Annotated in this window: 32 protein-coding genes and 1 other annotated feature; of the genes, 17 read left to right on the top strand and 15 right to left on the bottom strand. The window is 63.6% G+C overall.

The window, feature by feature from the left end; all coding sequences use genetic code 11:
* The first annotated feature begins 108 nt into the window (after positions 1 to 108).
* The 6 genes from AC1Q6Z_RS09190 (at position 109) to AC1Q6Z_RS09165 (ending at position 4,241) form a co-directional block, all read left to right on the top strand.
* Positions 109 to 783 carry a cysteine hydrolase family protein gene (locus AC1Q6Z_RS09190; protein ID WP_492647549.1) on the top strand — a complete coding sequence of 225 codons (675 nt, stop codon included), beginning with the start codon at positions 109 to 111 and terminating at the stop codon, positions 781 to 783.
* Positions 780 to 1,082: a GYD domain-containing protein gene (locus AC1Q6Z_RS09185; RefSeq protein ID WP_492647548.1), complete on the top strand. Its 303-nt coding sequence runs from the start codon at positions 780 to 782 to the stop codon at positions 1,080 to 1,082. The genes AC1Q6Z_RS09190 and AC1Q6Z_RS09185 overlap by 4 nt, the downstream gene beginning before the upstream one ends.
* A gap of 120 nt (positions 1,083 to 1,202) precedes the next feature.
* Positions 1,203 to 2,042 carry a transporter substrate-binding domain-containing protein gene (locus AC1Q6Z_RS09180; protein ID WP_492647547.1) on the top strand — a complete coding sequence of 280 codons (840 nt, stop codon included), beginning with the start codon at positions 1,203 to 1,205 and terminating at the stop codon, positions 2,040 to 2,042.
* 16 nt (positions 2,043 to 2,058) lie between these two features.
* Positions 2,059 to 2,736: an amino acid ABC transporter permease gene (locus tag AC1Q6Z_RS09175; RefSeq protein ID WP_435264707.1), complete on the top strand. Its 678-nt coding sequence runs from the start codon at positions 2,059 to 2,061 to the stop codon at positions 2,734 to 2,736.
* A gap of 24 nt (positions 2,737 to 2,760) precedes the next feature.
* Positions 2,761 to 3,501, top strand: coding sequence for an amino acid ABC transporter ATP-binding protein (locus AC1Q6Z_RS09170; protein WP_492647546.1), 741 nt, complete (start codon positions 2,761 to 2,763; stop codon positions 3,499 to 3,501).
* 11 nt (positions 3,502 to 3,512) lie between these two features.
* Entirely contained in the window at positions 3,513 to 4,241 is a 729-nt protein-coding gene (locus AC1Q6Z_RS09165; RefSeq protein WP_492647545.1) for an MBL fold metallo-hydrolase, read from the top strand.
* 16 nt (positions 4,242 to 4,257) lie between these two features.
* Here the strand turns inward: AC1Q6Z_RS09165 and AC1Q6Z_RS09160 are convergent, their stop codons facing one another.
* From AC1Q6Z_RS09160 to AC1Q6Z_RS09140, 5 genes are all read right to left on the bottom strand, one after another.
* The gene (locus AC1Q6Z_RS09160) at positions 4,258 to 5,742 is read right to left on the bottom strand and encodes a SulP family inorganic anion transporter (RefSeq protein WP_492647544.1); all 1,485 of its coding nucleotides are present in this window, start codon (positions 5,740 to 5,742) and stop codon (positions 4,258 to 4,260) included.
* Between the two features lie 67 nt (positions 5,743 to 5,809).
* Positions 5,810 to 5,865 (bottom strand) — a sequence feature (sul1 is cis-regulatory element that is thought to sense ions involved in sulfur or methionine metabolism; They are found in Alphaproteobacteria).
* Between the two features lie 130 nt (positions 5,866 to 5,995).
* Positions 5,996 to 6,322, bottom strand: coding sequence for an Atu4866 domain-containing protein (locus AC1Q6Z_RS09155; RefSeq protein WP_492647543.1), 327 nt, complete (start codon positions 6,320 to 6,322; stop codon positions 5,996 to 5,998).
* Positions 6,322 to 7,050 carry an SDR family oxidoreductase gene (locus tag AC1Q6Z_RS09150; RefSeq protein WP_492647848.1) on the bottom strand — a complete coding sequence of 243 codons (729 nt, stop codon included), beginning with the start codon at positions 7,048 to 7,050 and terminating at the stop codon, positions 6,322 to 6,324. Before AC1Q6Z_RS09150 ends, AC1Q6Z_RS09155 begins: the two co-directional genes overlap by 1 nt.
* 158 nt (positions 7,051 to 7,208) lie before the next feature.
* Positions 7,209 to 7,340, bottom strand: a complete 132-nt coding sequence (locus tag AC1Q6Z_RS09145; RefSeq protein WP_256114827.1) for a hypothetical protein — start codon at positions 7,338 to 7,340, stop codon at positions 7,209 to 7,211.
* Between the two features lie 104 nt (positions 7,341 to 7,444).
* Positions 7,445 to 8,335, bottom strand: a complete 891-nt coding sequence (locus AC1Q6Z_RS09140) for a LysR family transcriptional regulator (RefSeq protein WP_492647542.1) — start codon at positions 8,333 to 8,335, stop codon at positions 7,445 to 7,447.
* Positions 8,336 to 8,441: 106 nt separating this feature from the next.
* Here AC1Q6Z_RS09140 and AC1Q6Z_RS09135 point away from each other — a divergent pair, with 106 nt between their 5' ends.
* Together AC1Q6Z_RS09135 and AC1Q6Z_RS09130 are read left to right on the top strand one after the other, a co-directional pair.
* Positions 8,442 to 8,930, top strand: a complete 489-nt coding sequence (locus AC1Q6Z_RS09135) for a carboxymuconolactone decarboxylase family protein (RefSeq protein ID WP_492647541.1) — start codon at positions 8,442 to 8,444, stop codon at positions 8,928 to 8,930.
* Positions 8,931 to 9,062: 132 nt separating this feature from the next.
* Positions 9,063 to 10,070: a magnesium and cobalt transport protein CorA gene (locus AC1Q6Z_RS09130; protein ID WP_492647540.1), complete on the top strand. Its 1,008-nt coding sequence runs from the start codon at positions 9,063 to 9,065 to the stop codon at positions 10,068 to 10,070.
* 55 nt (positions 10,071 to 10,125) lie between these two features.
* On the opposite strand, the gene AC1Q6Z_RS09125 is transcribed toward AC1Q6Z_RS09130, so the two are convergent.
* From AC1Q6Z_RS09125 to AC1Q6Z_RS09115, 3 genes are all read right to left on the bottom strand, one after another.
* Positions 10,126 to 12,090: a methyl-accepting chemotaxis protein gene (locus tag AC1Q6Z_RS09125; protein WP_492647539.1), complete on the bottom strand. Its 1,965-nt coding sequence runs from the start codon at positions 12,088 to 12,090 to the stop codon at positions 10,126 to 10,128.
* A gap of 126 nt (positions 12,091 to 12,216) precedes the next feature.
* The gene (locus AC1Q6Z_RS09120) at positions 12,217 to 13,392 is read right to left on the bottom strand and encodes an MFS transporter (RefSeq protein ID WP_492647538.1); all 1,176 of its coding nucleotides are present in this window, start codon (positions 13,390 to 13,392) and stop codon (positions 12,217 to 12,219) included.
* Positions 13,393 to 13,405: 13 nt separating this feature from the next.
* Positions 13,406 to 13,621, bottom strand: a complete 216-nt coding sequence (locus tag AC1Q6Z_RS09115) for a DUF1127 domain-containing protein (protein ID WP_492647537.1) — start codon at positions 13,619 to 13,621, stop codon at positions 13,406 to 13,408.
* Positions 13,622 to 13,734: 113 nt separating this feature from the next.
* Between AC1Q6Z_RS09115 and AC1Q6Z_RS09110 the strand changes: the two genes are divergently transcribed.
* Positions 13,735 to 15,243: a winged helix-turn-helix domain-containing tetratricopeptide repeat protein gene (locus AC1Q6Z_RS09110; protein ID WP_492647536.1), complete on the top strand. Its 1,509-nt coding sequence runs from the start codon at positions 13,735 to 13,737 to the stop codon at positions 15,241 to 15,243.
* A 129-nt stretch (positions 15,244 to 15,372) separates the two neighbouring features.
* Here the strand turns inward: AC1Q6Z_RS09110 and AC1Q6Z_RS09105 are convergent, their stop codons facing one another.
* The gene (locus AC1Q6Z_RS09105; protein WP_492647535.1) at positions 15,373 to 16,131 is read right to left on the bottom strand and encodes an alpha/beta fold hydrolase; all 759 of its coding nucleotides are present in this window, start codon (positions 16,129 to 16,131) and stop codon (positions 15,373 to 15,375) included.
* A 32-nt stretch (positions 16,132 to 16,163) separates the two neighbouring features.
* Positions 16,164 to 17,921, bottom strand: a complete 1,758-nt coding sequence (locus AC1Q6Z_RS09100; RefSeq protein WP_492647534.1) for a cytochrome c biogenesis protein DipZ — start codon at positions 17,919 to 17,921, stop codon at positions 16,164 to 16,166.
* 274 nt (positions 17,922 to 18,195) lie between these two features.
* Between AC1Q6Z_RS09100 and AC1Q6Z_RS09095 the strand changes: the two genes are divergently transcribed.
* The 5 genes from AC1Q6Z_RS09095 (at position 18,196) to AC1Q6Z_RS09075 (ending at position 22,095) form a co-directional block, all read left to right on the top strand.
* Complete coding sequence (locus AC1Q6Z_RS09095) at positions 18,196 to 19,233, top strand: alpha/beta fold hydrolase (protein WP_492647533.1); 1,038 nt, start codon at positions 18,196 to 18,198, stop codon at positions 19,231 to 19,233.
* Between the two features lie 89 nt (positions 19,234 to 19,322).
* Positions 19,323 to 20,063, top strand: a complete 741-nt coding sequence (locus AC1Q6Z_RS09090) for a response regulator (protein WP_492647847.1) — start codon at positions 19,323 to 19,325, stop codon at positions 20,061 to 20,063.
* Positions 20,060 to 21,364: an ATP-binding protein gene (locus AC1Q6Z_RS09085; protein ID WP_492647532.1), complete on the top strand. Its 1,305-nt coding sequence runs from the start codon at positions 20,060 to 20,062 to the stop codon at positions 21,362 to 21,364. The genes AC1Q6Z_RS09090 and AC1Q6Z_RS09085 overlap by 4 nt, the downstream gene beginning before the upstream one ends.
* Before the next feature lie 167 nt (positions 21,365 to 21,531).
* Positions 21,532 to 21,948: an organic hydroperoxide resistance protein gene (locus AC1Q6Z_RS09080; protein ID WP_492647531.1), complete on the top strand. Its 417-nt coding sequence runs from the start codon at positions 21,532 to 21,534 to the stop codon at positions 21,946 to 21,948.
* A gap of 24 nt (positions 21,949 to 21,972) precedes the next feature.
* Complete coding sequence (locus AC1Q6Z_RS09075; protein WP_256114807.1) at positions 21,973 to 22,095, top strand: hypothetical protein; 123 nt, start codon at positions 21,973 to 21,975, stop codon at positions 22,093 to 22,095.
* Positions 22,096 to 22,185: 90 nt separating this feature from the next.
* Here the strand turns inward: AC1Q6Z_RS09075 and AC1Q6Z_RS09070 are convergent, their stop codons facing one another.
* Positions 22,186 to 22,335 (bottom strand): DUF1127 domain-containing protein, encoded by a 150-nt coding sequence (locus AC1Q6Z_RS09070; RefSeq protein ID WP_256114806.1) that lies wholly within the window; start codon positions 22,333 to 22,335, stop codon positions 22,186 to 22,188.
* 170 nt (positions 22,336 to 22,505) lie between these two features.
* On the opposite strand from AC1Q6Z_RS09070, the gene AC1Q6Z_RS09065 reads away from it, so the two are divergent.
* From AC1Q6Z_RS09065 to AC1Q6Z_RS09055, 3 genes are all read left to right on the top strand, one after another.
* Positions 22,506 to 23,066, top strand: coding sequence for an SDR family oxidoreductase (locus AC1Q6Z_RS09065; RefSeq protein ID WP_256114804.1), 561 nt, complete (start codon positions 22,506 to 22,508; stop codon positions 23,064 to 23,066).
* Between the two features lie 91 nt (positions 23,067 to 23,157).
* Complete coding sequence (locus AC1Q6Z_RS09060) at positions 23,158 to 23,430, top strand: CopG family ribbon-helix-helix protein (protein ID WP_439622591.1); 273 nt, start codon at positions 23,158 to 23,160, stop codon at positions 23,428 to 23,430.
* Entirely contained in the window at positions 23,418 to 23,711 is a 294-nt protein-coding gene (locus AC1Q6Z_RS09055; protein WP_492647530.1) for a type II toxin-antitoxin system RelE/ParE family toxin, read from the top strand. The genes AC1Q6Z_RS09060 and AC1Q6Z_RS09055 overlap by 13 nt, the downstream gene beginning before the upstream one ends.
* A 26-nt stretch (positions 23,712 to 23,737) precedes the next feature.
* On the opposite strand, the gene AC1Q6Z_RS09050 is transcribed toward AC1Q6Z_RS09055, so the two are convergent.
* From AC1Q6Z_RS09050 to AC1Q6Z_RS09035, 4 genes are all read right to left on the bottom strand, one after another.
* Positions 23,738 to 23,977, bottom strand: a complete 240-nt coding sequence (locus AC1Q6Z_RS09050) for a BrnA antitoxin family protein (RefSeq protein ID WP_435264728.1) — start codon at positions 23,975 to 23,977, stop codon at positions 23,738 to 23,740.
* Between the two features lie 138 nt (positions 23,978 to 24,115).
* Entirely contained in the window at positions 24,116 to 24,496 is a 381-nt protein-coding gene (locus AC1Q6Z_RS09045; RefSeq protein ID WP_256114800.1) for a DUF6481 family protein, read from the bottom strand.
* 34 nt (positions 24,497 to 24,530) lie between these two features.
* Positions 24,531 to 24,755 (bottom strand): hypothetical protein, encoded by a 225-nt coding sequence (locus tag AC1Q6Z_RS09040; protein WP_492647529.1) that lies wholly within the window; start codon positions 24,753 to 24,755, stop codon positions 24,531 to 24,533.
* 128 nt (positions 24,756 to 24,883) lie between these two features.
* Complete coding sequence (locus tag AC1Q6Z_RS09035; RefSeq protein ID WP_256114797.1) at positions 24,884 to 25,093, bottom strand: cold-shock protein; 210 nt, start codon at positions 25,091 to 25,093, stop codon at positions 24,884 to 24,886.
* Positions 25,094 to 25,272 lie beyond the last annotated feature (179 nt).

Genomic DNA, 25,272 nt, shown 5'->3' with positions numbered 1-25,272 from the left:
CTGGATATCCGATTGATCGTTTAGCTTTATAGAACGATATCGGTGATTTTAAATTGATTTTTTCAAACTGTTAAGAGTGCTATCCCATCGACAAAGAGGAGCGTGTTCATGATCTCGGCAAAACCATTCGACTACCCCTATGACGGCAATCTCGATGCGCGCAAAACGGCGCTGATCGTCATCGACCTGCAAGAGGATTTCCTTTCCACCACGGGGTATTTCGCCCTGCAGGGTTATGATCCCGCACCGCTGCGCGCGATCCTTCCCGCGGTGAACCAGCTCATCACCGCCTGCCGCGAGGCCGGCGTCCAGATCATCCATACGCGGCAGGGTTATCGCGGGGACCTCGCGGACATGACGCCTTATGAAAAATGGCGCCGGCAGCGGTCGGGCCTTGAGGGAACGACCGCGCTGCTGCGGTCCAGCCCCGGTTTCCAGATCGTTCCCGAACTCGACGTGCGCCCGCAGGACATCATCGTCGACAAGACCTGCAACGGCGCCTTTACCTACACCGATTTCGAGCATGTTCTGCGCGCGCAGGGCATCACCCATCTGCTGTTCACCGGCTGCACCACGGATGTCTGCGTTCACACGACGCTGCGCGAAGCCTGCGACCGGAATTTCCAGTGCCTGACGATCTCCGACGCCTGCGCCAGCGGCGACCAATATGCCCACGAGGCCGCCCTCCACATGGTCACCGTCGAGAACGGCATCTTTGGCGCGCTCACCGACGCCGCGGCAGTGCTCGAAGGCCTGAAAAAACTTGGAAAATCCACGACATGAGCGAGACCCAGAAATACGTTTCCCTGATGCGCCTCACGCAAAAGGGGCTCAGTGAGCTGACCGACAGCGTCAAGCGCCGGAAGGTCAGCGAGGATCGTGTCGCGGCGCTCGGCGGGCGATCGATCGCCTTCTACGCCCTGCTCGGAACCTATGACTTCATGCAGGTTTTCGAGATGCCGAGCAATGAAGCGATGATGCAATACGTGCTCACGGCGCGCCGCGATGGCCATGTCGAGCCGCTCATCCTGCCCGCGTTCGATACCGAGATTTACGGCCAGATCCTCAACGCTGTCGGCTAGTACAATCGTTTAGTTTTTCTGCGCCTTTTCAGCGAAAACATTTAGCTTGTCTGCAAAAGGCCTTCGTATACGACTTCAAAAAACGTCAATGCAAGAAGCCAAAAACAAGGGAACACGACCATGACAAAAGCAACACCGGGAACGAAAACCTCTCTTCTGGCAGGCACCATGCTTGCCGTCCTGCTCGGCGCGGGCACTGCTTTTTCCGCCGACCAGAAGCCCGATTTCGTATCGGGCGGCGTCCTGAAAGTCTGCACCAGCGGCGAATTCCCGCCGATGGAATATTATGAAAATCCGGGCGACAAGGATCTCGTCGGTTTCGAGATCGACGTCATCGACGCGATCGCCAAGGGTTGGGGCGCAAATGCGGAATATGTCGTTGGCGACTTCAAGGGCCTGCTGCCGTCGCTCGATTCCAAGCGCTGCGACCTGGTCGCGAGCGGCATCCTGATCACGCCGGCCCGCCTCGAAAAATACGATGGCATTCCATATTTCAGCTCGCATATCGTGATGGTTACGGCGGCGAGCGACACGGAGACGAAAGTCCCCGCCGATGTGAGCGGCAAGGTGATGGCGATTGAGGCCGGCACGTCCTACGAAAAGATGGTCGCCGATCTCAATGCCGAGCTGGAAGCCGCCGGCAAGGCGCCGATCCAGGCGCAGACCTATCCCTCCGCCTCCGGCGTCATCGAGCAGATCCTGGTCGGCCGCGCCACCGCGACGATCACGCAGGATACGACGGCCGCCTATCGCATGCTTCAGGTGCCCGGCCGGCTGGCCATTCCCTATACCTACGAGCAAAGCGAAAACTACGGCATCTACCTGCGCAAGAGCGATGGCGACCGGCAGATGCTGAAGGAGGCGATCGAGGCTTTGCAGGCAAGCGGCGAGATGAAGACGCTGCTTGAGAAATGGAAGTTGCCGGAGACGGCGACCGACGTTTCCCACGACGTCAACTGACGACAGGCGGGCTACGTTGTTCCAGCTCGACCTCTTCCTGCAGGCGATCTTCAGTGCCCCCCTTTTCAAGGGGGCACTGCTGACGATCGGCCTCTCGCTATGCGTCATGGCCGTCTCCCTCGTGCTCGGCATGGGGCTCGGCTCCATGGCCGGCTCGCCGCGGCGCTCCGTCCGATGGCTGGTGACGCTCTATGTCTGGCTGTTCCGCGGCGCACCCGCATTGCTCGTGCTGCTGTTCGTGTGGAACGGCCTGCCGCAGATTTCCGAAATCTTTCGCGCCGGCTGGTTCACACCCTTCGTCGCGGCGTTCCTGGCGCTGTCGCTGATCCAGATCGCCTATCTGGCGGAAATCCTGCGCAGCGCCTTTGCTGCCGTGGGGCGAGGACAGCAGGAGGGAGCGGCTGCGCTCGGCATGCATCGCTGGCAGATTTTCCTGGTCATCACCATGCCGCAGGCGCTGCGGATCGCGGTTCCTTCGTTGATGAACGAGTTCATCTCGCTGTTGAAGACCACATCGCTGGCGACCGTGATCTCGCTCAAGGAACTGATGACAGTCTCGCAGTTTGCGATCGCGACGAGCTTCCGGTTTCTCGAATGGTATGGCGCAGCGCTCGTCTATTACCTCGTCATTGTCTCGGTGCTGACGCTCGCCCAGAACCGCATCGAACATGTGCTTTCGCGCGGCTATCGCTGATCGCCGCAAACCCACGGGTCGGATATGAACACGCAAACCGCAATTCAGGTTGCCGGCGTCAACAAATGGTACGGCGCCTTCCAGGTCCTCAAGGGCATCGATCTCACCGTGCACAAGGGCGAGCGCATCGTCATCTGCGGCCCGTCCGGCTCCGGCAAATCGACGCTGATCCGCTGCATGAACCGTCTGGAGGTGCACCAGGAAGGCTCGATTATCGTCAACGGCATTGAGCTCACCAGCCAGCTCAAGCGCATCGACCGCGTGCGAAGCGACGTCGGCATGGTCTTCCAGCACTTCAACCTGTTCCCGCATCTGACGGTTCTGGAAAACTGCACGGTCGCCCAGCGCTGGGTGCGCAAGCTGCCGAAGAAGCAGGCGACCGAGATCGCGATGAAATATCTGGAACGCGTGCACATTCCGGAAAAGGCCGACAAATATCCCGGCCAGCTTTCCGGCGGCCAGCAGCAGCGCGTCGCCATCGCGCGTGCCCTTTGCATGAACCCCAGCATCATGCTGTTCGACGAACCCACCTCGGCGCTCGATCCTGAAATGGTCAAGGAGGTGCTGGACAGGATGATCTCGCTTGCCGCCGATGGCATGACGATGGTCTGCGTCACCCACGAGATGAATTTCGCGCGCGAGGTCGCCAGCGAAGTAGTCTTCATGGATGGCGGCCAGATCATCGAGCGCAACAAGCCCGACATCCTGTTTTCCGCGCCGACGCATGAGCGCACGAAGCGCTTCCTCGGCAAGCTGCTGCATTGAGCGAGGCCATTGTGAAGAATACGGACTGGTTTTTAAAGGAAGCGATCTCGGATCGGCTCACCCGGATTTGCGAGCCGCATGTCCATAAATTCTTCCGGGCCAACATGTTCCACGTCACCGGCCGGGACGCCGACCTCGTCATCGATTTCGGCATGGGTCTCGCCAACCTCAGAAGCGAGTTGCACATCCCTATGGGTAAACCGGTCCTTGCCGTGGCAACGCACGTCCACGTCGATCATATCGGCTCCTTCCACGAATTCGAGACGCGGCTAGGCCACGAGGCCGAAGCGGATGCCTTCGCGCGCATGCCGGATGCGAACACGCTGGCCGACTATTTTCGCACGCAGCCGGACGCCCTGGCCGCGGTGCCGCCCACGGGCATGACGCCGGAAGCCTATAAAATCCCACCCGCACCGCTGACCACGATTCTTGCGGAGAACGATGTTATCGATATCGGCGACGCCAGCTACACGGTCCTGCATCTTCCCGGTCACTCTCCCGGTTCCATCGGTCTGCTCGACCAGAAGACGGGCACCTTTTTCAGCGGAGATGCGATCTACCAGGGCGGCCTCGTGGACGACCTGCCGGGATGCGACAGGGGCGTTTACCGCGAGACGATGGCGCGGCTGTCAGATCTCGATGTCCATGTGGTGCACGGCGGCCACGGTGCGGAATTCGGCAGGAGCCGCATGCAGGAAATCGCGCGGGACTATCTTGCCGCAACGTCCGGCGCAGACTGATCCAAACTTTCCCTCATCAGTGCCGCTCCGCTGAAAAAGCGGCATGGTCCTTGTCATGCAGGGCGAAACGGTCGAGCATATGTGCGCTCGCCTCGTTGGCGCCGATCACCGAGACATCGACGCCCAGCCGGCGATATTTGAGCACGACCTTGTCGAGGGCGCCGACCGCAGTGATGTCCCACAGATGGGCCTCCGTGACGTCGATCGTGACCTTTCGCAGCGGCTCGGCGAAGTCGAAGGCCGCCGTGAAACTTTCCGCAGAGGCGAAGAAGACCTGGCCGGCCACGTGGTAGGTGCGTTCGGTTTCGTCCACATTCAGCACTGAACGGACGCGGAAGAGTTTTGCCACCTTGCCGGCAAAGAACACGCCGGACAGCAGCACGCCGACGAGCACGCCCTTGGCCAGATCATGCGTACCGACCACGGTTGCCACGGTCGCCAGCATGACGATGGAGGAGGGCGGCGGATTACGGCGGAGATCCAGGATCGATCGCCAGGAGAAGGTGCCGATCGACACCATGATCATCACCGCCACGAGTGCGGCCATCGGGATAATGCGGACGAGGTCGTCTAGAACGAGGATCAGGAACAACAGGAAGGCGCCCGCGACGAAGGTGGACAGGCGTCCGCGCCCGCCCGAGCTGACATTGATCACCGACTGGCCGATCATCGCGCAACCGCCCATGCCGCCGATCAGGCCGGAGGCGATGTTGCTTGCGCCTTGCCCGATGCATTCCTGGCTCTTGGAACTGGGCGTATCCGTCATGTTATCGACGATCTGCGCGGTCAGCAGCGATTCGAGCAGGCCGACCGCCGCGAGCGCCACCGAATAGGGGAAGATGATCTGCAAGGTCTCGAAGGTCAGCGGCACCTGCGGCAGCGCGAAGACCGGCAGCGCCGAGGGCAGCGCGCCGAGATCGCCAACGGTGCGGATGTCCATGCCGCCCCAATAGGCGAGGCCGGTTAGCACCAGGATCGCCACGAGCGGCGAGGGGATGGCCTTGGTGAGGTAGGGAAAGAGATAGATGATCGCGAGGCCGGCGGCGATCATCGCATAGGTCAGTCCCGGCACGCCGATGAGCTCCGGCAATTGCGCCATGAAGATAAGGATCGCCAGCGCATTGACGAAGCCCGTGATGACCGAGCGAGAGACGAAGCGCATCACGCGCCCGAGTTTCAGGAAGCCGGCCGCGATCTGGATGAGCCCCATCAGAAGCGTGGCGGCAAAAAGATATTGGAGGCCATGCTCCTTGACGAGCGTGACCATGAGCACCGCGGTCGCCGCCGTCGCCGCCGAAATCATGCCCGGCCGGCCGCCGAGGAAGGCGGAAACGCAGGCGATGGCAAAGGAGGCAAAGAGCCCGACCTTTGGATCGACGCCGGCGATGACGGAAAAGCCGATGGCTTCGGGAATGAGCGCAAGCGCCACAACGATGCCGGAGAGAATATCGGCGCGGATGTTCGAGAACCACTCGCGCTTGTAGGTCGTCAGATTGAACATGGAGATTCCGCAAGAGTAGCATCCAGGCCGGAGGGCATCCGGCATGTGAACTGGTTTGATGCTTTTGCGTTGTCTGGCGGATCGGCGGCCAGAAGAGCCACCCGGAGTTTCACCGGGTCCGTGGTGAGTGGGCTCGTTATATAAGAGGCTGCGCGCGGGTCAACGGTGATTTGTACACTGTTGACCCGCGTACCCGTTCAGCCGAACGTCACGAGATTGAGCGCCGGCAGCCTCGGCTGACCGGCAAAGGCGGTCATGGCTCGCGATAGAGGATCATGCCGCCATGGTGCAGCACGCCGTCGATGAAGTCGCCGTCCGCGGTGAAGCCCGTATCGTCCCAATAGTCGATATGGTTGCCGGTCACGGCGTAACGCCCCTGATAGGCGCTCTTGCGCGCGCCGCGCGCTTCGTCATAGCGGCCGTTGGGCAGCAGTTCGTGGCGGACGTGGCCGTCCTCGGTGACCCACATGCCGACATAGGGATGTGATTGCCTGTTCATGTTCGCCTCTGCGGAGGTGTGATGGAAAAGCGCCGAAGCGAGCGTCGCGCCAGCGAGATGGAGGAGGGAGCGGCGGCGCATCAGGGCGCCGCCTTCGTCGGCCGCACGACGATCTCGTTGACGTCGACGTCATCCGGCTGCTCGATGGCAAAGCGCACGGCGCGGCCGATGGCGTCCGGCTGGAGCGCAATGGCGCGGTAGGTCTTCATGGCCTCCGCCGCAACCGGATCGGTGATGGTGCCGGCAAGCTCGCTTTCCACCACGCCCGGATGGATGCAGGTTACGCGGATATCGTCGCGTTCCTGGCGCAACCCGTCCGAGATGGCGCGCACGGCATATTTGGTGGCGCAGTAGACCGCCGCGGTGGGTGACACCGCCAGGGCGCCGATCGAGGCGATGTTGATCACATGGCCCGCACCGCGCGCGGTCATTTCGGGCAGGACGGCCGCGATGCCGTAAAGCACGCCCTTGATGTTGACATCGACCATCTGGTCCCACTCGTCGACCTTCAGGGAGGCCATCAGCGACAGCGGCATGACGCCGGCATTGTTGACGATCACGTCGATCCGGCCGTAAGCGGCGCGCGCCGCTTCGACGAAGGCGACGAAATCCGCGCGGTCCGTGACATCGAGCCGGCGGGTTTCGACGGTCCCGCCCTTGGCCTTGATCTCGTCGGCAAGGTCCGCGAGGCGATCGGTTCGGCGCGCGCCGAGCATGAGCTTCATGCCGGCCGCGCCTAGTTCACGCGCTATGCCGGCGCCGATGCCGCTGGACGCGCCGGTGATGAGAACGACTTTGGACATTTTGATTTCCTTTCCGGTGACGCTCGAAAGGCGTTCGAGCGTTGGAAGGAAATTTAGCGATCATCCATTGTCGCGATAAGTCATCCAGTGATTTCCACGTTGGGAAGATTTTCTAACCAATTTTTTTGCTTGAATGCGTTTGCGTCTCAGAAAGCCATTGGAATTTATGAAAGAAAAGCCGCCATGAAGAGCAGCATGGCGGCGCTGAGCAGCAGGCCGACGGCCAGGTTTACGAGGGGACGGGCTTCGAACGTCGCCTTTCGATAGGGAAGGTGGGCGTGCTTGTTCTTATCCATGTCGCTACTCCTGTGAAGTGCACAGGATGTACGAACGCGACCCCTGCTTCAGTAGGTGGCCGAATGTGAGCAGTGTGGTTAGATTTCTTGGACAATCAGTCCGGTCAGCGGAGGTTTTGTACGTGCCTGACCAGGGCGCGCAGCTTTGGCGCAACGTTGCGGCGGCTTGGATAATAGAGGAAGAATCCGGGGAAGCCGGCGCAGAAATCCTCCAGGATTGGAATGAGTTCGCCGCGCTCGATGGCGGCGCGATAACTCTCCTGCATGCCGAAGCTGATCCCGGCTCCGGCGATGGCGAGTTTGATCATCAGGGCCATGTCGTTTGTGGTGATCTCGGGTGAAACGGCGACGCTGAAATCCTTGCCGTCCTCCGTGAACTCCCAGCGATAGGGTGCCGCCTTCGGCGCCGGCCGCCAGCCGATGCAGCGATAACCGGGAAGCTCGCGCGGGTGGGCGGGGACGCCGACCCGGTCGCGAAAAGCCGGCGCGCAGACGGCGATCTGCCGCTCTTCGCCGGCAATCGGCACGGCGATCATGTCCTGCTCGATCACCTCGCCGAGCCGCACGCCGGCGTCGTATCCGGCCGCGACAATGTCGAATTCCTCGTCCGTCACGGTGATGTCCAGCTGGATTTCCGGGTTTTCCTCGGCAAAGGCCGCCAGCATGTCACCGGAGAGAAAGCGGTCGGCGATAGACGAAACGGCCAGCCGCAATTGTCCGCGCGGCGGACCGCGCAGGTTTACGGTCACCTCGACCGCCGCGCGCATGTCGGCGATGGCCGGCGCCACTTCGTTGTACAGCCGTTCCCCCGCTTCCGTCAGGTTGACGCTGCGCGTGGTGCGCTGGACGAGCGCTATGCCGAGCGTGCCCTCCAGTCGCGCGATCGTCTGGCTGACCGCGGAACGGGAGACGCCCAGACGATCCGCCGCCGCGCGAAAATTCTTCTCTTCGGCGACCAGTGCGAAGATCGCGAGCGCGTTGAAATCGGCGTCCATTGGTTAGCAGTTCTTTCCAGGGAAGAAAGGAATGGCAAACTTATCACAACAATGGCGCGCGTCTATCCTCGTGGTCATGGCAACCAATGATCGGAGAAAGACGACGATGACAATTCTTTCCAGCATTTCCCTCGCCAGCGCCACGATCGCGCTGTCCCTTGGCGGACCCGCGGCGGTGGCCGTCGCTGAAACGACCGAACGCCGCTTGCAGCGCGGCGAGGTTGTTATCCGGGACCTGAACCTCGGTGCCACGCAGCCCACGCTGGAGCGCATGCGGCAGGAATTTCCGTTCTTGGCGGAAGCGACGCAGGCCTATGCGCTCGGCGATGTGTGGTCGCGGCCCGGGCTCGACAACCGGACGCGCCAGATCGCCGCCGTCGCCGCGTTCGCCGCCATGGGCGAGACGGCTTTCATGAAGATTCACGCCCAATACGCCCTCAACATCGGCGTCTCCGAGGAAGAACTCAAGGAGGTCGTCTACATGATCACGGTCCCGGCCGGCTTCCCACGCGCCATCGCCGCCTCGCAGGTGTTGTCGAATCTGTTTGCGGAGCGCGCGGCATCGGCCAAGCAACCGGACGGGGACGGAAAATGACCCGCGTCTCTGGGTTTGCCGTCTAGACAATCTCTAGATCCACTCCCTCCTCGAACCCGAGCCAAAACTGCGCTAGATTAGCGGTCCTGCGCATTCGTTGCGCAGGGGAGGCATCGCGGTCGGGAGGTGGTGATGGATTATGCCCATAAGTTCGCGCCGGTCTCTGGGGAAGAGGGGATCGTCGCCTCGAGCGCCTATACGGCCGGTCGGCGCGTTGCCGACATCGCCATCGAGGAGGCCGGGGAGTGGGCGGCCAGGGATGGCCATGTCGTGTGGATCGGGCTTCTGGAGCCGAGCCGGGAGCTTCTCCTGCGCGTCCAGGCGCAGTTCAACCTGCATGACCTCGCGATCGAGGATGCCGAGCATCCACACCAGCGGCCCAAGCTGGAGCAATATGGCGATGCGCTGTTCATCGTCGCGCGCACCGCGCAATTGATCGAGCGGCGCGTCATCTTCGGCGAAACGCATCTTTTCGTCGGCAAGGGCTATATCGTCAGCGTGCGGCACGGCCCGTCGACCTCCTACGCTACGGTGCGCCAGCATTGGGAAAGCTGCCCGCATTCGCTGGCCAAGGGCGAGGATTTTGTCCTTTACGCCATTCTCGATTTCATCGTCGACAACTACATGCCGGTGCTGGAACAACTCGAATACGAGGTCGAGGAGATCGAGGACAAGGTCCTGGTGAGGCCGATGACGGCCACCGATATCGAGCGGCTCTACATGATGCGCCGCGACCTCCTGCGGCTGCGCAATGCTGCCCTTCCGCTGGTCGAGGTCTGCCGGCGGCTGACGAGCGCCGACCTGCCGCAGATCCAGGCGGCCATGCATCCGCTGTTTCGCGACGTGACTGATCACATCCGCACGGTGCAGGAAAAGATCGACAGCCTGCGCGAGGTTCTGGCCTTCGCCTTCGAGGCGAGCCTGCTCGTCGGCCAGAGCCAGGAAACGGCGATTTCCAAGAAGCTCGCCTCTTGGGCGGCGATCCTCGCCGTGCCGACCGCGCTCGCCGGCATCTACGGCATGAATTTCAACGACATGCCGGAGCTGCGGATGGAATACGGCTATCCGATGGTGCTCAGCGCCATCATTGCCACCTGTACCTTCCTTTACTGGCGGTTCCGCAAGAACGGCTGGCTTTGAACCGCCAATAAGAAGGCCGGCGCGATATCGATCGCGCCGGCCCTTGTGTCCTTGCTCAGAACTCGTCCCAGCCCGCCTCCGCGGCCGGAACGGCGCTGCCGCCGCCGAAAGCGCTGGCCAGCTTGCCAACCATACGCTTGGCCGGGGAGGCGACGTGGAGCGATGCAGTATTCGCCACCTTCAGGTGCGGGCGGGTGGGCGCCGGTGCAAAGCCCCGGCCGGTGCCGGATACTGCGGCGGTGCCGACCTGGAACTGGCCGACCAGCTCACGCAATCTGTCGGCTTCTGTCGCCAGCGAGGCGCTGGCGGCGGTCGACTGCTCGACCATGGCGGCGTTCTGCTGCGTCGTCTGGTCCATCTGGTTGACGGCGGAATTGACCTCGACCAGTCCGACCGACTGCTCGCGTGCCGAGGTGGCGATCGCGTCGAGCTGGGCGTTGATGTCGTTGACATGCTGGCCGATCACCTTCAGCGCCTCGCCGGTTTCCGTTACGAGACGCACGCCGCCCTCAACCTCGCCGGCAGAGTTCCGGATCAGCTCCTTGATTTCCTTGGCTGCCTGGGCGGAGCGCTGGGCGAGTTCGCGCACTTCCTGCGCGACCACCGCGAAGCCCTTGCCAGCCTCGCCGGCGCGCGCCGCCTCGACGCCGGCGTTCAGCGCCAGCAGGTTGGTCTGGAAGGCGATCTCGTCGATCACGCCGATAATGTTGGAAATCTGGCCGGAGGACCCTTCGATGCGCTGCATCGCGGTCACCGCCTCGGAGACGACCTTGGCCGAATGGTGCGCGGCGGCATTGGCCTCCGAGGCCTTGCTGCGGGCCTCCTCGGCGCGCCTGGAGGACTGGGAGACATTGGCGGTGATCTCGTCGAGGGCTGCGGCGGTTTCTTCCAGGGCGGCGGCCTGCTGCTCGGTACGGCGCGACAGGTCGTTGGCGGCCTGGCTCAGCTCACGCGAGCCGCTATCGATCGAGACTGTGGTTTCCGAAACCGCCTGGAGCGTGGTGCGAAGCTGGCCGACGGCGGCGTTGAAGTCCTGGCGCAGGCTCTCGAATTCCTCCGAGAAGGCTTGCGTCAGCTCGAAGCCCAGGTCGCCGCTGGCCATGCGCTTCAGGCCCTCGGCAAGTCCGCCGGTCGCCTGCGTCATCGCGGCGGCGCGCACGCGATCGACTTCCGTGTTGCGTTCGCGCTCGGCCTCGGCGGCGGTGCGCTCGGCCGCGGAGCGCGCTTCCAGCGCGCGGGTGCGCAGGCCGTTGTCCTTGAAGACCTGCACGGCGCGGGCCATGCCGCCGATTTCATCGCGGCGTTCCGTTTCGGCGATCATTACAGAGAGGTCCCCACCGGCGAGCGTCGCCATGGTGGCAGACAGGGCGTTAAGCGGGCGGGCGATCCAGGCGCGAACGGCGAAGAAGCCGGCGATCATGATGCCGATGAGGCCTGCGATGACGCCGATGATGGTCGTCACGATGGTCGAGCGCGACATCTCGCCGAGGTCGGCCCTGCGGGCGTTTGCGATATCGGTGATGACTGTGATTTCGTCCGTCAGCTTCGCGATAGTTGCGGTGAAGGCGGGTTGGCAGGTCGTCCGGAACTCGGCCTGCGCGCGTGCGGTATCCGCGTCGCCGGTTGCGGCTGCTATCAGCGGGGCACATATCGTGTTTAGGGCGTTCAGCCCTTCGTCCTTTAGGACCTTGAAGCTCGTTCTGGACGGCATGGCCGCGCTCGCCAAATCTATCTGCTGGACGAAGAAGCCTTTGCTCAACTCGATATCGGCAAGTGCTGCCTTTCTGGCCTCCTCCGTGTGGGCCAGCAGCAGATCCGCGATGCCGGAGCGGATGGATACAAGGCTGCGGCTGGTGCGAGCAAGCGTCAGGGCAGCGGTGGATTCCTGTTCCAGCAGCGCCGTGTAGGAGGTGTTGATCAGGGACAGTCTGGAGCTGCTGTAGGCGATGACGCCGGCCACGAAGAGGCCGAAGGCGCAGAGGATGACAAGGAACTTGCTGATGATCGGAATATTTCGCATGGGCGCTCGCCTATCGTGGAGGAACTGCACCGGGATACGAGGAGATCGTTAGATTTCGCTTAAATTTTTTAAATATTGCATGCAATTACTGAATGACAATAATTTGTGGACGGTTTGACGCCGCGATCAGGTCCGCCATCTAGCGCCCATCAAAAACGTCGCCAGAACACAGCACAGCAGGCCAAGCGACAGTGGCAGTCCCTGATGGCCGACCAGTTGCATCGCCAGTCCTGCCGCCGGTGAGCCGACGATGCCGCCCATGCCCCAGGCGAAGGCGAAGGCCGCGTTGCCGGCGATCAGGGCCTGGCCCGTGAACCGCTCGCCGAGTTGGATCAGCGCCATGGTGTAGATGCCGAACGAGACCCCGCCCCAGACGAAGATGAGCGGCCAGATGAGCGACGCGTTGAAGAGCAATGGCAGCAGTGCGCAGCCGGCCAGCGAAGCCAGGACACAGAAAAGCGTCGTCCAAGTCGAGCCGAACCGTTCGGCGACGCGCCCGAGAACAATCTGCAGCACGGCATTGCCCGCGACGAAACAGGTGATGAGTGAAGCGGTGCGCTCCTCGGCGCTGGCAAGTGCCGCACCATAGACGGCGAACAGCGACAACAGGACCTGCTCGAAGGCGGCGGCCGTGAAAACGGCGAACAGCAGCAGCGGCGCCAGCGCGAAGAAGCCGCCGACCGATGTTGCCTCGCCCTCCCGCGGCATTTTCGGCAGGCGCGGCACGACGGCGAGCATGATGGCGCCGCAGACAAGGAAGGCCACGATGCCGATGAGGAAGGGCGGCCAACCCTCGGCGCCGACCAGGCCGAGCGAGAGCGGGCCGATGGCGAACCCGCCCGAGACGATCGATGCGTAGAGGCCCATGATGCGGCCCCGGCGGGAGGCAGGCGTGATCGAAAGCAGCCAGGTCTCGCTGATCACGGAAAGCGGATTGGCGAAGAAGCCGAGCAGGAAGCGCAGCGGCATCCAGGCCCAGACGTCCTGCGTGAGCGCAATCGCGACGAGGATGAGCGCGGCCAGCACCGAACAGAGGATCGCAAGCCCCGCCCCGCCCACGCGCAGCACCAGCACTGGGATGAAGGGCGCGGAGACGATGAAGCCCAGCGGCGTCATCGCCGCCGACAGGCCGATCAGGCCCGATGTCGTGCCTTGCCGCTCAAGGATGAAGCTGAGCAGCGGATAGGTTAGCCCCTGCGCTACCGCGAACACCGTGACGGTCGCGATAATGCCCGCCATCGCGGCCCAGGGAATCCGGTCTTCTTGCGATGCCTTCGTGCAGGCTTGCTGATCCGATGTCATTGCAGCATTCGCCTCACACCTGCCAAAAAGGCTTGGCGATCTCGGCCTCGACCTGTCTCTTCGTCAGGCCGATATCGTCGATCAAATGGGGATTGGCCTCGGATTTCTGCGCCAGGTCCCGGCGAAAGCGTTGCCGCGCGTCCCAGATCGCGATCACCTCGCGCAGGGTGGCGAAGCTGGGGCGCCAGTTCGACACGTCCGCCGACCGCGCAAAAAGAATATGGCTCATGTCAGCCTCCTTTGGCCCGAAAGAGGGTGAATTCTGCCGGATGCGGACAGCGCCGTAATTAAGCCCTCCCAAAAAGTTCTCAAAAACATCCAAACCGATTATAGATGCGCCGCATGCAGGGATCGCGTTTTGCCTTTGGTCCGTTCGTGCTTGATCCGGCGGCGGGAACGCTCCTTCGGGACGACGAGCCCGTTGCCCTCGGTCATCGCGGGGTCATGCTGCTCGCGGCGCTCATCTCCCGGCCCGGCGAAATCCTCGATAAGGCCGCGTTGATGGATGCGGTTTGGCCGGGCATGGCCGTCGAGGAGGGCAATCTCACAGTCCAGATTTCGCAATTGCGCAAGCTGCTTGGTCCGACCGCCGACGGCGGTGAGTGGATCGCCACCGTGCCCCGCATCGGCTATCGCTTCACGGGCGCCGTCGAACAGCGCGCCGGCGCGAAGCGAAAACCTCTGCCGCTGCCCGACAAACCGTCGATCGCCGTGCTGCCCTTCGTCAATCTCGGCAACGATCCCGAGCAGGACTCCTTTGCGGACGGGCTGACCGAAGACCTCATCACCGACCTGTCGAGGACCGCCGGCCTGTTCGTCATCGCCCGCAACTCGGCCTTTGCCTACAAGGGCAAGGCGATGGACGTGCGCGCTATCGCCGAAGATCTCGGCGTGCGCTACCTGCTGGAGGGCAGCGCAAGGCGTGCCGCAGGGCGGGTGCGCATCAATGCCCAGCTCGTCGATGCGGTGAGCGGCGATCATCTCTGGGCGGAACGGTTCGACCGCGGGCTGGACGATATCTTTGCCGTTCAGGACGAGGTGACGGCGAAGATCGTCGAGGCGCTGCTCGGCCGGTTGCAGGCATCGCCGCCGCGCAATCGGCCCAAGAATATCGAGGCCTACGATCTCTGCGTGCGGGCGCGCAAGCTGATGGACGACACGCCGCAATCGGCGCGAGAAGCGCATCTGATGCTCACGCGCGCGATCTCGCTCGATCCGGACTATGCCGAGCCCTATCGTTGGCTGGCCATGAACCATTGGATGGGATGGGTGCATAGCGGAGGCCCGACGGAACCGAACCGTGACACCGCCCTGGAACTGGCGCGCAAGGCCGTCCAAATGGACCCCAACGATGCCGGCTGCCGATGGGTCCTGGCCTACCTGCTTGCCTATGAGCGTCGTTTTGCCGAGGCGGAGACGGAATTCGCCAAGGCGATCGGGCTCGATCCGAACGAGGCCGACACCTTTGCCGCATTGTCCGATATCGCGGTCCTGGCAGGTCGTGTTGGGGAGGGCCTTGAGCACATCCGCAAGGCATTCCGGCTGAACCCGTTTCCGGCAAGCTGGTACTACTTGACGCTCGGACAGGCATTATATGCGGCCGGCGACTACGAAGCCGCCGTCGAGACGCTGCGCCGGGACGAGACCTACCGCACAAGCTCCCGCCGCTTTCTGGCGGCGAGCCTCGCCCAACTCGGCCGGCTCGACGAGGCGCGCGCCGAGGCCGAACTGTTCCTCGTCGGCAACCCGGATTTCACAACCTGCCACTGGGCCGCGACCGAGCCGTTCCGCGACGCCGCGACGCTTGCACATTTCGTCGACGGCTATCGCAAGGCCGGCCTTCCGGAGTGACCCGAGATCTCGGTGCATAAAGCCAAATACTAGATAGGAAGAGAAAAGCCGGCAGCCCTTGAAGAGGCTGCCGGCACTCCAGGTCAGACATCCCGCAAACTCAAGGGCTTGCGGTCGCCAATTGGCTCATTACTCCGAGAGAGCCCGCGCAGCCGCGTCGATCACGTCGGCAACCTTCTCCGGCTGCGAGGCGAAGACGGCGTGGCTGGCTTTGATCTCGGTGACGGTGCTGCCGGCGCGTTTGGCCATGTCGCGTTCGAGCTCGGGGTTGATCGAGCGGTCTTCGGTCGCGACGATCGCCCAGCTTTTCTTGTTTTTCCAGGCGGGGTCGCCGGCCTTTGCGGAGAAGGCTTCCTTCGCGGCGAAGACCTGGGACCGGGCGAGGAAAGCGGTTTCGCCCTTCGGCAGGTCGGCGGCAAAATCGTTGGGGAAGGCCACGGGGTCGATGTAGAGGAATTTTCCGTCCTTCGTTTCGCGGATGTTCATGCCGCTTGCCGGCTTCGAGCTTGCGAGGCTGAGCAGGCTCTCGCCCTTGTCTGGCTGGAAGGCTGCGACATAGACGAGGCCGGCGACCTTGTCATCGTGGCCCGCCTCGGTGATGACGATGCCGCCGTAGCTGTGGCCGACGAGCAGGGTCGGCCCGTCCTGGAGATCGAGCACGCGCTGGGTGGCCGCGACGTCGTCGGCAAGCGAAGTGATCGGCTGCTGCACGATCGTGACGTTGAAGCCGCGGTCCGTGAGGATGTCCGTCGCCTTGCGCCAGCCGGAGCCGTCGGCGAGCGCACCGTGCACGATGACGATGTTTTTAACCTCGGCGGCGTGCGCGGCAAAGGCGATGACGCTGGTGGCGAAAGCGAGGGCGAGGGTCGAGAGGATCTTGCGGGTCATGGTTTTCTCCTGTGGTTTAAGGGTCTTTGGGATCAGCCGAAGGTGAAGGCGTAGGCTTCGACGCCGGGATCGAGGAAACGGATTTCGAAGGTGCGCGCCTCCACCGCGCCGGCCTGGCGGACGAGCTGGTAGAGCCTCGTGGAGGAGACCGTGCCGCGGCCGGCGGCATCGGTGTCGGCGCCGTGATCGGCGCCGGGCGCCTTGCCGTCGATCGTCACCTCGAAGCGCACTGGCTTGCCATCGGCGCCCGGCCCGAGCACGAGGTGCAGGTCGCGGGCGCTGAAGCGGTAGGCGATGCGGCCGTCCGGGCGGTCGAGTGTTGCCTGCTCGGCATGCACGGTCCAGCTTCCGGCGAGGCCCCAGGCGTTGAGACCTGGTTCTTCGACGGAGTAGGTCTGCGACGCATCGGCGGTGATGCCTTCCGGCGAGGCAAAACTCGTGGCGCGCTGGTAGCCGAGATAGGTTTCGCCGGAGCGGATGTTCTTGAGGTCCGGGCCGGCCTCGGCGCCCTTGGTGTCGGGCGTTACGGCCGCACTTGCCTTCATGTTGGTGCCGGCTTCGCGCAACAGGTCCTGGATCGCCTTTTCGGTCTCGGCATAGTTGCCCTCGCCGAAATGGTGGTAGCGGATCTGCCCTTCGGCATCGATCAGGTAGTGCGCCGGCCAGTAGCTGTTCTCGAAGGCGCGCCAGATGCGGTAGTCGTTGTCGACGGCGACCGGATAGCCGATGCCGAAATCGCTGACCGCCTTTTTGACATTGTCGATCTTCTTCTCGAAGGCGAATTCCGGTGCATGCACACCGATGACGACGAGGCCCTGGTCCTTGTACTTTTCCGCCCAGGCGCGGACATAGGGCACGGTGCGAATGCAGTTGATGCAGGAATAGGTCCAGAAATCGACGAGCACGACCTTGCCCTTGAGTACCGCATTGTCGAGCGGCGGCGAATTCAGCCATTCGACGGCGCCGTCGAACGAGGGGGCGGCGCCTTCGACCGGCAGGTCGCTGCGGAACGGCTGCGTGCCGTCGGCGGCGGTGACGATCGCACCGGCCAACTCTTTCTTCGGCTTGGCATGCAGGCGGTCGAGCACGGCCTGTTCGAAGGTCGCGGTGCTGGCATAGGAGAGGCGGGCCAGCAGGCCGGTATCGAGGCCGAGCGCGATGGCGGCGACGCCGACCAGAACAGCAACTCCCAGGGCCTGGCGGACCCTTTCGCTGACGCCGAGCGAGCGCTTCATGCCGGCAAAGACCCGGCCGCCGACGAGGAGGGCGACGGCAAGAGAGCTGGCGGCGCCGGCGGCATAGGCGAGAAGCAGGAATGTGGTTTCGAGATTGGCGCCCTGAAGGGCGGCACCCGTCAAAACGAGGCCGAGGATCGGGCCGGCGCAGGGCGCCCAGAGCAGGCCGGTGGCGACGCCGAGCAGGAGCGAGCGTGCCGCTATGTTTCCGGAAGCCGCGGGGCCGGAGGCGTTCAGCAGCCGGTTGCCGAGATCGACCATCGGGCGGCTGACGATGCTGGCGATGCGGGGCGAAAGCAGGCTGACGCCGAAGACGGCGAGCAGCGCGATTGCGGCGAGGCGACCATATTCATTGGCGTGGACCGCCCAGCTTCCGCCGACCGCCGCAAGCGTCGCGACCAGCGCGAAGGTGGCCGCCATGCCGATCAGCATGGGCAGCGTGCTTTTGAGGAACGGCTGGCCCGCTCTGGCGAAGACGAAGGGCAGGATGGGCAGGATGCACGGGCTGAGAATGGTCAGCGCACCGCCGAGATAGGCAATGACAAAGAGCGTCATCATCGTTTCCTTTGAACCGGGGTTTCGGACGCTGGACGACGACGCGGCCAGCAATGGCAGCGATATGGCCGGCGCGACGTATCCCGGATGTGTCCGGGATCGGGCGGATTTGTACCGAAGTGTAGGAAGGGGGCGCCGGTTGGGATTTGTATCAGAACGTATCCAGACAGGCGGAGGCTACATGGGCATGCAATAGTGCCCGGTCGCGAACATATCGGCGATACATCGGGCCGGCTTTCTTGGCGCCATGTTCGATCCCTTCAGGAGAAAGCCCATGCCCGACACGATCAACCACCAGCGCCGCCGCTTTTTCGGTCTCGCAGCCATCACGCTCGCCGCCGCCCAGTTCGGCGCTACCGCCATCGCCAATGCCCAGTCGTCCATGATGAAGGCGTCCACCACCAAGGCGCATACGTCTTTTCAGGCGCTGAAGCAGGTGAAGGCCGGTGTGCTCGATATCGGTTATGCCGAGGCCGGCCTGGCGGATGGCCCGGTGGTCCTGCTGGTGCATGGCTGGCCCTATGACATCTACAGCTTCGTCGATGTCGCGCCGATCCTGGCGGCGGCGGGCTACCGCGTGATCATGCCCTATCTTCGCGGTTACGGCACCACCCGCTTCCTGTCCGAAGAGACGCCGCGCAACGGACAACAATCGGCGCTGGCCGCCGACATGATCGCGCTGATGGATGCGCTCGGCATCGAAAAGGCGATCGTCGCCGGCTTCGACTGGGGTGCGCGCACCGTCAACATCATGGCCGCGCTTTGGCCCGAGCGTTGCACGGCGATGGTGTCGGTCAGCGGCTACCTGATCGGCAGCCAGATGGCGAATGCCAAGCCGCTGACGCCGGCGGCCGAACTCTCCTGGTGGTATCAGTTCTACTTCGCGACGGAGCGGGGCCGCCTCGGTTACGCCGCCAATACGCGTGAATTCGCAAAGCTGATCTGGCACAGCGCCTCGCCGACCTGGGCCTTCGACGACGCGACCTTCGAGCGCTCGGCGGCCGCCTTCGACAATCCGGACCACGTCGCCATCACCATCCATAACTATCGCTGGCGGCTGGGCCTTGCGGAGGGCGAGGCGCAATTCGACGCCTATGAGAGCCGGCTTGCGGAGGGTCCCTCCATCGCCATCCCGACGATCACGCTGGAAGGGGACGCGAACGGCGCGCCGCATCCCGACCCGGCCGTCTACGCCAAGAAGTTCACCGGAAAGTACGCGCACCGCACGATCACCGGCGGCATTGGCCACAACCTGCCGCAGGAGGCGCCGGAGGCGTTTGCACAGGCCGTGCTCGACGTCGTCCGGTTGTGAGCGATTTCTCCCCTTCGCGGGAGCCAGCCCAAGGTCTAGAACAGGGTGGCGGCAGATGGGCCGCCATGAGCGCTTTCGAGAGTCCGTCCATGGAGCATATCGACCATATCCTGATCGTCGACGACGACCGTGAAATCCGCGAGCTGCTGTCCTCCTACCTGACGAAAAACGGGCTGCGGGCGAGCATCGCCGCCGATGGCCGGCAGATGCGGGCCTTCCTGGAGGCGAACACCGTCGATCTCATCGTGCTCGACGTGATGATGCCCGGCGATGACGGGCTCGTGCTGTGCCGGGAGTTACGGGCCGGGAAACACAAGGCGACGCCGATCCTGATGCTGACGGCGCGCAGCGACGAGATGGACCGCATCATCGGCCTCGAAATGGGCGCCGACGACTATCTGGCGAAACCCTTCGCGGCGCGCGAAATGCTCGCCCGCATCAAGGCGGTGCTGCGGCGCGCGCGCATGCTGCCGCCCAACCTCCAGATCAGCGAGGCAGGCCAGCTGCTGACCTTCGGCGACTGGCGGCTCGATACCGTCGCCCGGCATCTTCTCGACAAGGAAGGCACGGCGATTGCGCTGAGTGGCGCCGAATACCGCCTGCTGCGCGTCTTCATCGACCATCCGCAACGCGTGCTCAACCGCGACCAGCTCCTGAACCTGACGCAGGGCCGCGACGCGGATCTGTTCGACCGCTCTATTGATCTCCTGGTCAGCCGGCTGCGCCAGCGGCTCGGCGACGAGGCGCGCGAACCCACCTATATCAAGACCGTGCGCAGCGAAGGCTACGTGTTTTCCGTGCCGGTCGAGATCTCGGAACCGCGGTCATGAATGCCGCGCTGCCCTGGCCGAGCACGCTGCGCGCCCGGATCTTCCTCATCCTCTTCGTCGGGCTGGTGCTTGCCTACGGCCTCTCCTTCACCGTGCTCTACCTGGAGCGCTACATGTCGGCGAAGGCGGTGATGCTCGGCACACTGGAAAACGACGTGGCCACTTCGATCGCCGTGCTCGACCGCCTGCCGGCAGGCGACCGCGCCGGCCTCGTCGATCGCCTCAGCCGCGGCAATTACCGCTTCGTTTTGGGCGAAGGCCTGCCCGGCGTGCCCGATACCTCGCTCCGCAGCGCCGAGATCGCCGCCCGCATCGAGGAGGCGGTCGGCCATCGTTTTCCGCTGCGGGTCGAGGCCATTCCGGGTGATGTGATGCGCTTGCAGGCGCACCTGACGCTCAGCGACGGCAACCCGCTGACGATCGACATCACGCCGCGCGGCATCATGCCCTTGGCGGACTGGCTGCCCTATGTCTTCGTCGTGCAGATGGCGCTGCTCGTGCTCTGCGCGTGGTATGCCGTTCGCCAGGCGGTGCGGCCGCTGGAAACGCTGGCCGCTGCCGCCGATGCGCTCGATCCCAACCGGCCAGGCCTGCCGCTCGGCGAGACGGGGCCGAGCGAAGTCGCCCATGCGGCGAGCGCCTTCAATGCCATGCGCGGCCGCATCGCGCATTATCTGGAGGAGCGCGTGCAGATCCTCGCGGCGATCTCGCACGACCTCCAGACGCCGATCACCCGCATGCGGCTGCGCGCCGACATGGCCGACGACACGCCCGAGCGGGACAAGCTGGTGCGTGATCTTGGCGAGATCGAGCGGCTGGTGCAGGACGGCATCGCCTATGCCCGCAGCGCACACGGCAATGGCGAGAAACCCTCGCGCATCGACCTGTCCTCCTTCATCGACAGCATCGCCTATGACTACCAGGACATGGGCAAGGCGGTCGCGGTGCTGGGCACGGTCTCCGGCACGGTCGCCACCAAGCCGCATGCGCTGCGGCGCATCCTTACCAATTTCGTCGATAACGCGCTGAAGTTCGGCGGCAGCGCCGAGATCGGCGTGGAGCGGGGCAGGGACGGTGCCACGGTCATCACCGTTTTCGACCAGGGGCCGGGCATACCGGAGGACAAGCTGGAGGCGGCCATGCAGCCGTTCTTCCGGCTGGAGCAATCGCGCAACCGCGAGACGGGCGGCTCGGGCCTCGGCCTCGCCATCGCCCAGCAACTCGCCGTGTCGCTCGGCGGCGCGGTGCGGCTCTACAATCGCCCCGGCGGCGGGCTCGCGGCGGAAGTCTCGCTGCCCTGAAAAATGCCCGGCTTGACCGGGCATTTGTATGAAAAGGTAGCGCGGCGGCCGGCCGCTACGCTCTGATACATTTCCGTCTTTTCCGGAAACATGCCGGATACGTCGATCCGTCAAAACCACGTTCGTCAACAACGTCGCAGCGTGCGACAGAACGAAGGAGTTTCCTCATGACCAAGATCGAAAAGGTTCTCTACACCGGCAGGACCCACACCACCGGCGGGCGCGACGGCGCGGCCCGCAGCGGCGATACGCAGCTCGACGTGCGCCTCTCGCCTCCGGGCAGCGGCAAGCCCGGCACCAATCCCGAGCAGCTTTTTGCCGCTGGCTGGTCCGCTTGCTTCATCGGCGCGCTCGGTCTTGCCGCCGGCAAACGCAAGATCCGCCTGCCGGCCGAAACCGCCATCGATGCCGAAGTCGACCTCGGCACGGCGGGCGACGCCTATTTCCTTCAGGCCCGCCTGAACGTCAGCCTGCCGGGCATCGAGCCGGACGTCGCGCGCGCCCTGATCGACGAAGCCCACCAGACCTGCCCCTATTCGAAGGCGACGCGCGGCAATATCGACGTCGTGCTGGCGCTCGTCTGACGGGCCGGGACGGTAGAGGTTTCGATGAAACGCATCCTCGTCTTGATGCTGGCGGCCGTCATCTTCGCAGCACCCTGCGCCTATGACGCCTTCTCGCCGGAACCGTCGCCGCTGGCCGGTCTGCTTGCGGCCACAGCCGGTTCCTGAAAACAAAAAGGGCGGCTGTCGGAACAGTCGCCCTTTTACTTGAATTTTTTCAGAGGCCATCGGCCCGCGCCCGGCTTCCCGGGCGTCGTATCAGCCGAGGACCAGGAGGCCGGCAACGGCGGAACGGATGTTCGAACGCGAGATGCCGAGGTCCTGGAGGGCGCGGTCGTCGAGGGCACCCAGTTCGCGCACGGCGCGGCGTTCAGCGTTGTACTTCTTGAGCTTTGCGAAAACGTTCATGATCAACTCCTTTTGTGTTGCCCATTACATAAGCAATCCTATGCCCGGATAAAATGCATATGCTTGCAGTGTAGGCATGCTCCTGCTGCATGGCGGAGACGCCGGTGGACGCTTCGGGACGACGCTGGTAGAACGACGTGGATGCCAAGGGTGAGCAGCGGCGAGGGTTTGTGACAGTCACGATCAAGGACATTGCCAGGCGTGCCGGCGTCTCCACGGCGACCGTCTCCAAGGTCCTCAACCGGAAAGATTCGTTCATCGGCGAAGAAACCCGCCAGCGCGTTTGGGCGCTCGCCCGCGAGCTCAACTACACGCCGAACTCGCTTGCCCGTTCGCTGGTCATGCGCAAGTCCCATGTCATCGGCATCATCGTTCCCGATATCCTCAACCCCTATTTCACCGAGCTGGTCAGAGCCTGCGACGACGCGGCGCGCCTGCGCGGCTACACGACGCTCGCCTGCAACGCGGGTGGCGTGGCGGAGATCGAGGCGTCGCGGGAACTGGCGGACCAGAACATTACCGTCAACATGGTGTCTCCCGGCTGGATTCCTGTCGAGCGACACGCCGGGATGACAACGGAACGAAAGCAGCGTTATCTCGACCAGGTCCCGATGAAGCGTTTTGGTTCGCCGGAAGACATTGCCCACGCGGTGGCGTTCCTGGCGTCGGATCGCGCACGCTTCATCACCGGACAGCGCCTGACCGTCAACGGCGGCCGCACCTTCTCGTAAACGCCTCTCTGGGTCCGGAGCACGAGTCGACAGGAGAGAGGCAAGGGGGTATAGTATCACGAGGTATTACCCTGTGATAAGAGGTGCAGCCATGGCGACATCCCTGAAGATCGATGATGGACTGAAAAGCCGCGTGCAGCAGCTTGCCAGCCAGCGCCGCCGTTCGCCGCACTGGATCATGCTGGAAGCGATCCAGCAATATGTCGAGCGCGAGGAAGCGCGCGAGAGCTTCAAGCAGGAAGCTTTGTCCTCCTGGGCGGCCTATCAGGAAACTGGCCGGCACCTGAGCGGCGCGGAGGCCCGCACCTGGCTGAACACATGGGGCACTGAGGACGAAAAGGCCGTGCCCGAGTGCCACGACTGATCGTTACGGAAGGGGCCGCGCAGGGCCTTGAGCGCTGCCGCCAGTTCCTGGCCGTAAAAGCGCCGGAAGCGGCGAGGCGCGCCGGCCAGGCCATCGAGCGGCAATTCCTGCTGTTGGAAGCAAGGCCGGATATCGGCCGCCCGTTCCCCGATCTGCCGGAACTGCGCGAACTGGTGATCGCCTTCGGCGATTCCGGCTATGTCGCGCTCTATCGCCACGAACCGGCCGACGATGCGGTCTACGTGCTGGCCTTCCGGCACCAGAAAGAGGCCGGGTATTGAATGACGGACGGTGACCGGCCTCGGATTTAGCTGCCGGTCGCCTGCTTCATGGCGGCGCGCAGGGTGTCGTTCATGCGATCCTGCCAGCCGGGTCCGTCGGCCTGAAAATGCGCCAGCACATCGGCGTCGATCTTCAGCGAAACGAGTTCCTTGGTGTTGGGAATGGCAGGCCGTTCGACCGCAGGGGCTGCGACCTTCTTGATCGGCTTGAACAGTGCCTCTGCGGCGTCTTTCGGATTCACGTGTCTGCGCGGCGTGGTTGCCATGATTGATTCCTTTTCTGGGCCGATTGGGTTGTGCCATCCTTACCGGGAGGATGTCGAGCGGTGCTCGCCTTACACTCGCTCGGCAAGGCGATTTAGCACGTCCATTCGTCCTTGATGCGCATGGAGGCGCACCAGGATTTATCCGCGTCTGGCTTTGCGGGCGGCATAACGCAGGTCGCGTTCGGCCTTGCGCGCCGCTTCGTCTTCTATGACGCGTGCGACCCGGGCCTTTTCAGCGATTTCACGCGCTTCCGTCTCGGCTCTCGCCTCGGCCTGGGCAGCGGCTTCGCGCTCGGCGGCTTCGCTTGCGATGCGGGCCTGTTCTTCCTGCTTGATGCGGTCGCGCTCAAGGCGGCGCTCTTCGCGGGCTGCGGAGATGGCGGCGCGTTCCGCCTGGCGTGCGGCCTGGGCGGGTTCGGATGCAGCGCGGGCGGCCCGGAAGGCCTCCAGTTGAGCGGCTTTCGCCTCTGCGGCCGCACTGCGGCGGTCGGTAAGCTGGTTGTCTCTGGCGTTTTTCAAATTCGTGTCCTGACTGTGAGGGTTGCCGAAAGGGTCATTTCGCGGCCGCGCGCTTGGCGAGAAGGGCGGACGTCGCCGAGACGCGGTCCTTCAGTTCCTTGGCAAGGCGGGCTTCGCGAAGCCGCAAGGTCTTGGCCTCGCGCGACTGGGTGAGGGAGGCAAGCTCTTCGGCTGCCTCGGCTTTCGCGAAGAACGGCGTCTGGAGATTGCTGAACGCAGCCTCCGCCTTCTGGCGCGATGGGCTGAATTTTTCGGTCATGAGATGTCCGATCCTGGGCTCGTGAACGAGCGGAAATTAAAAAGGCCAGGCAAATCGCCTGGCCTCGCATGGTTACCGTGCTTCCGGCAGTGCCAGTACATCCGTGGTCAAAGGGAAGCACAAACCGCTTAGGCAGCCTGGAGATTGCAGGCCGACATCTTGCCAGACTTCTTGTCGCGCTCCAGGTCGAAGGCAACCTTCTGGCCTTCGACGAGTTCGCGCATGCCTGCACGCTCGACGGCGGAGATGTGAACGAATGCGTCCGCATCGCCGTTGTCAGGCTGAATGAAGCCGAAGCCCTTGGTGGAATTGAACCATTTAACTGTGCCAGTGGTCATGATGAACCCTTTCATAGCAACATTGAGAGACCGCTACGCCAGGGCGCCGCGGATGATGATAGCGATTTTGAAAGGAAGTTCGTTCAGGGCGCGGCGTTAGGCGCGCGATAACCAAAGCTCAGCAAGCAAATTCGATGCGCCCTTGTATCCTGCCTGCGCCGCCGCGTCAACCATTCGTT

Source organism: Shinella sp. GW835-FHT14H05, assembly GCF_058793575.1.
Note: the sequence above shows the minus strand (reverse complement) of the source record. Positions and strands in the feature narration are given on the sequence as shown.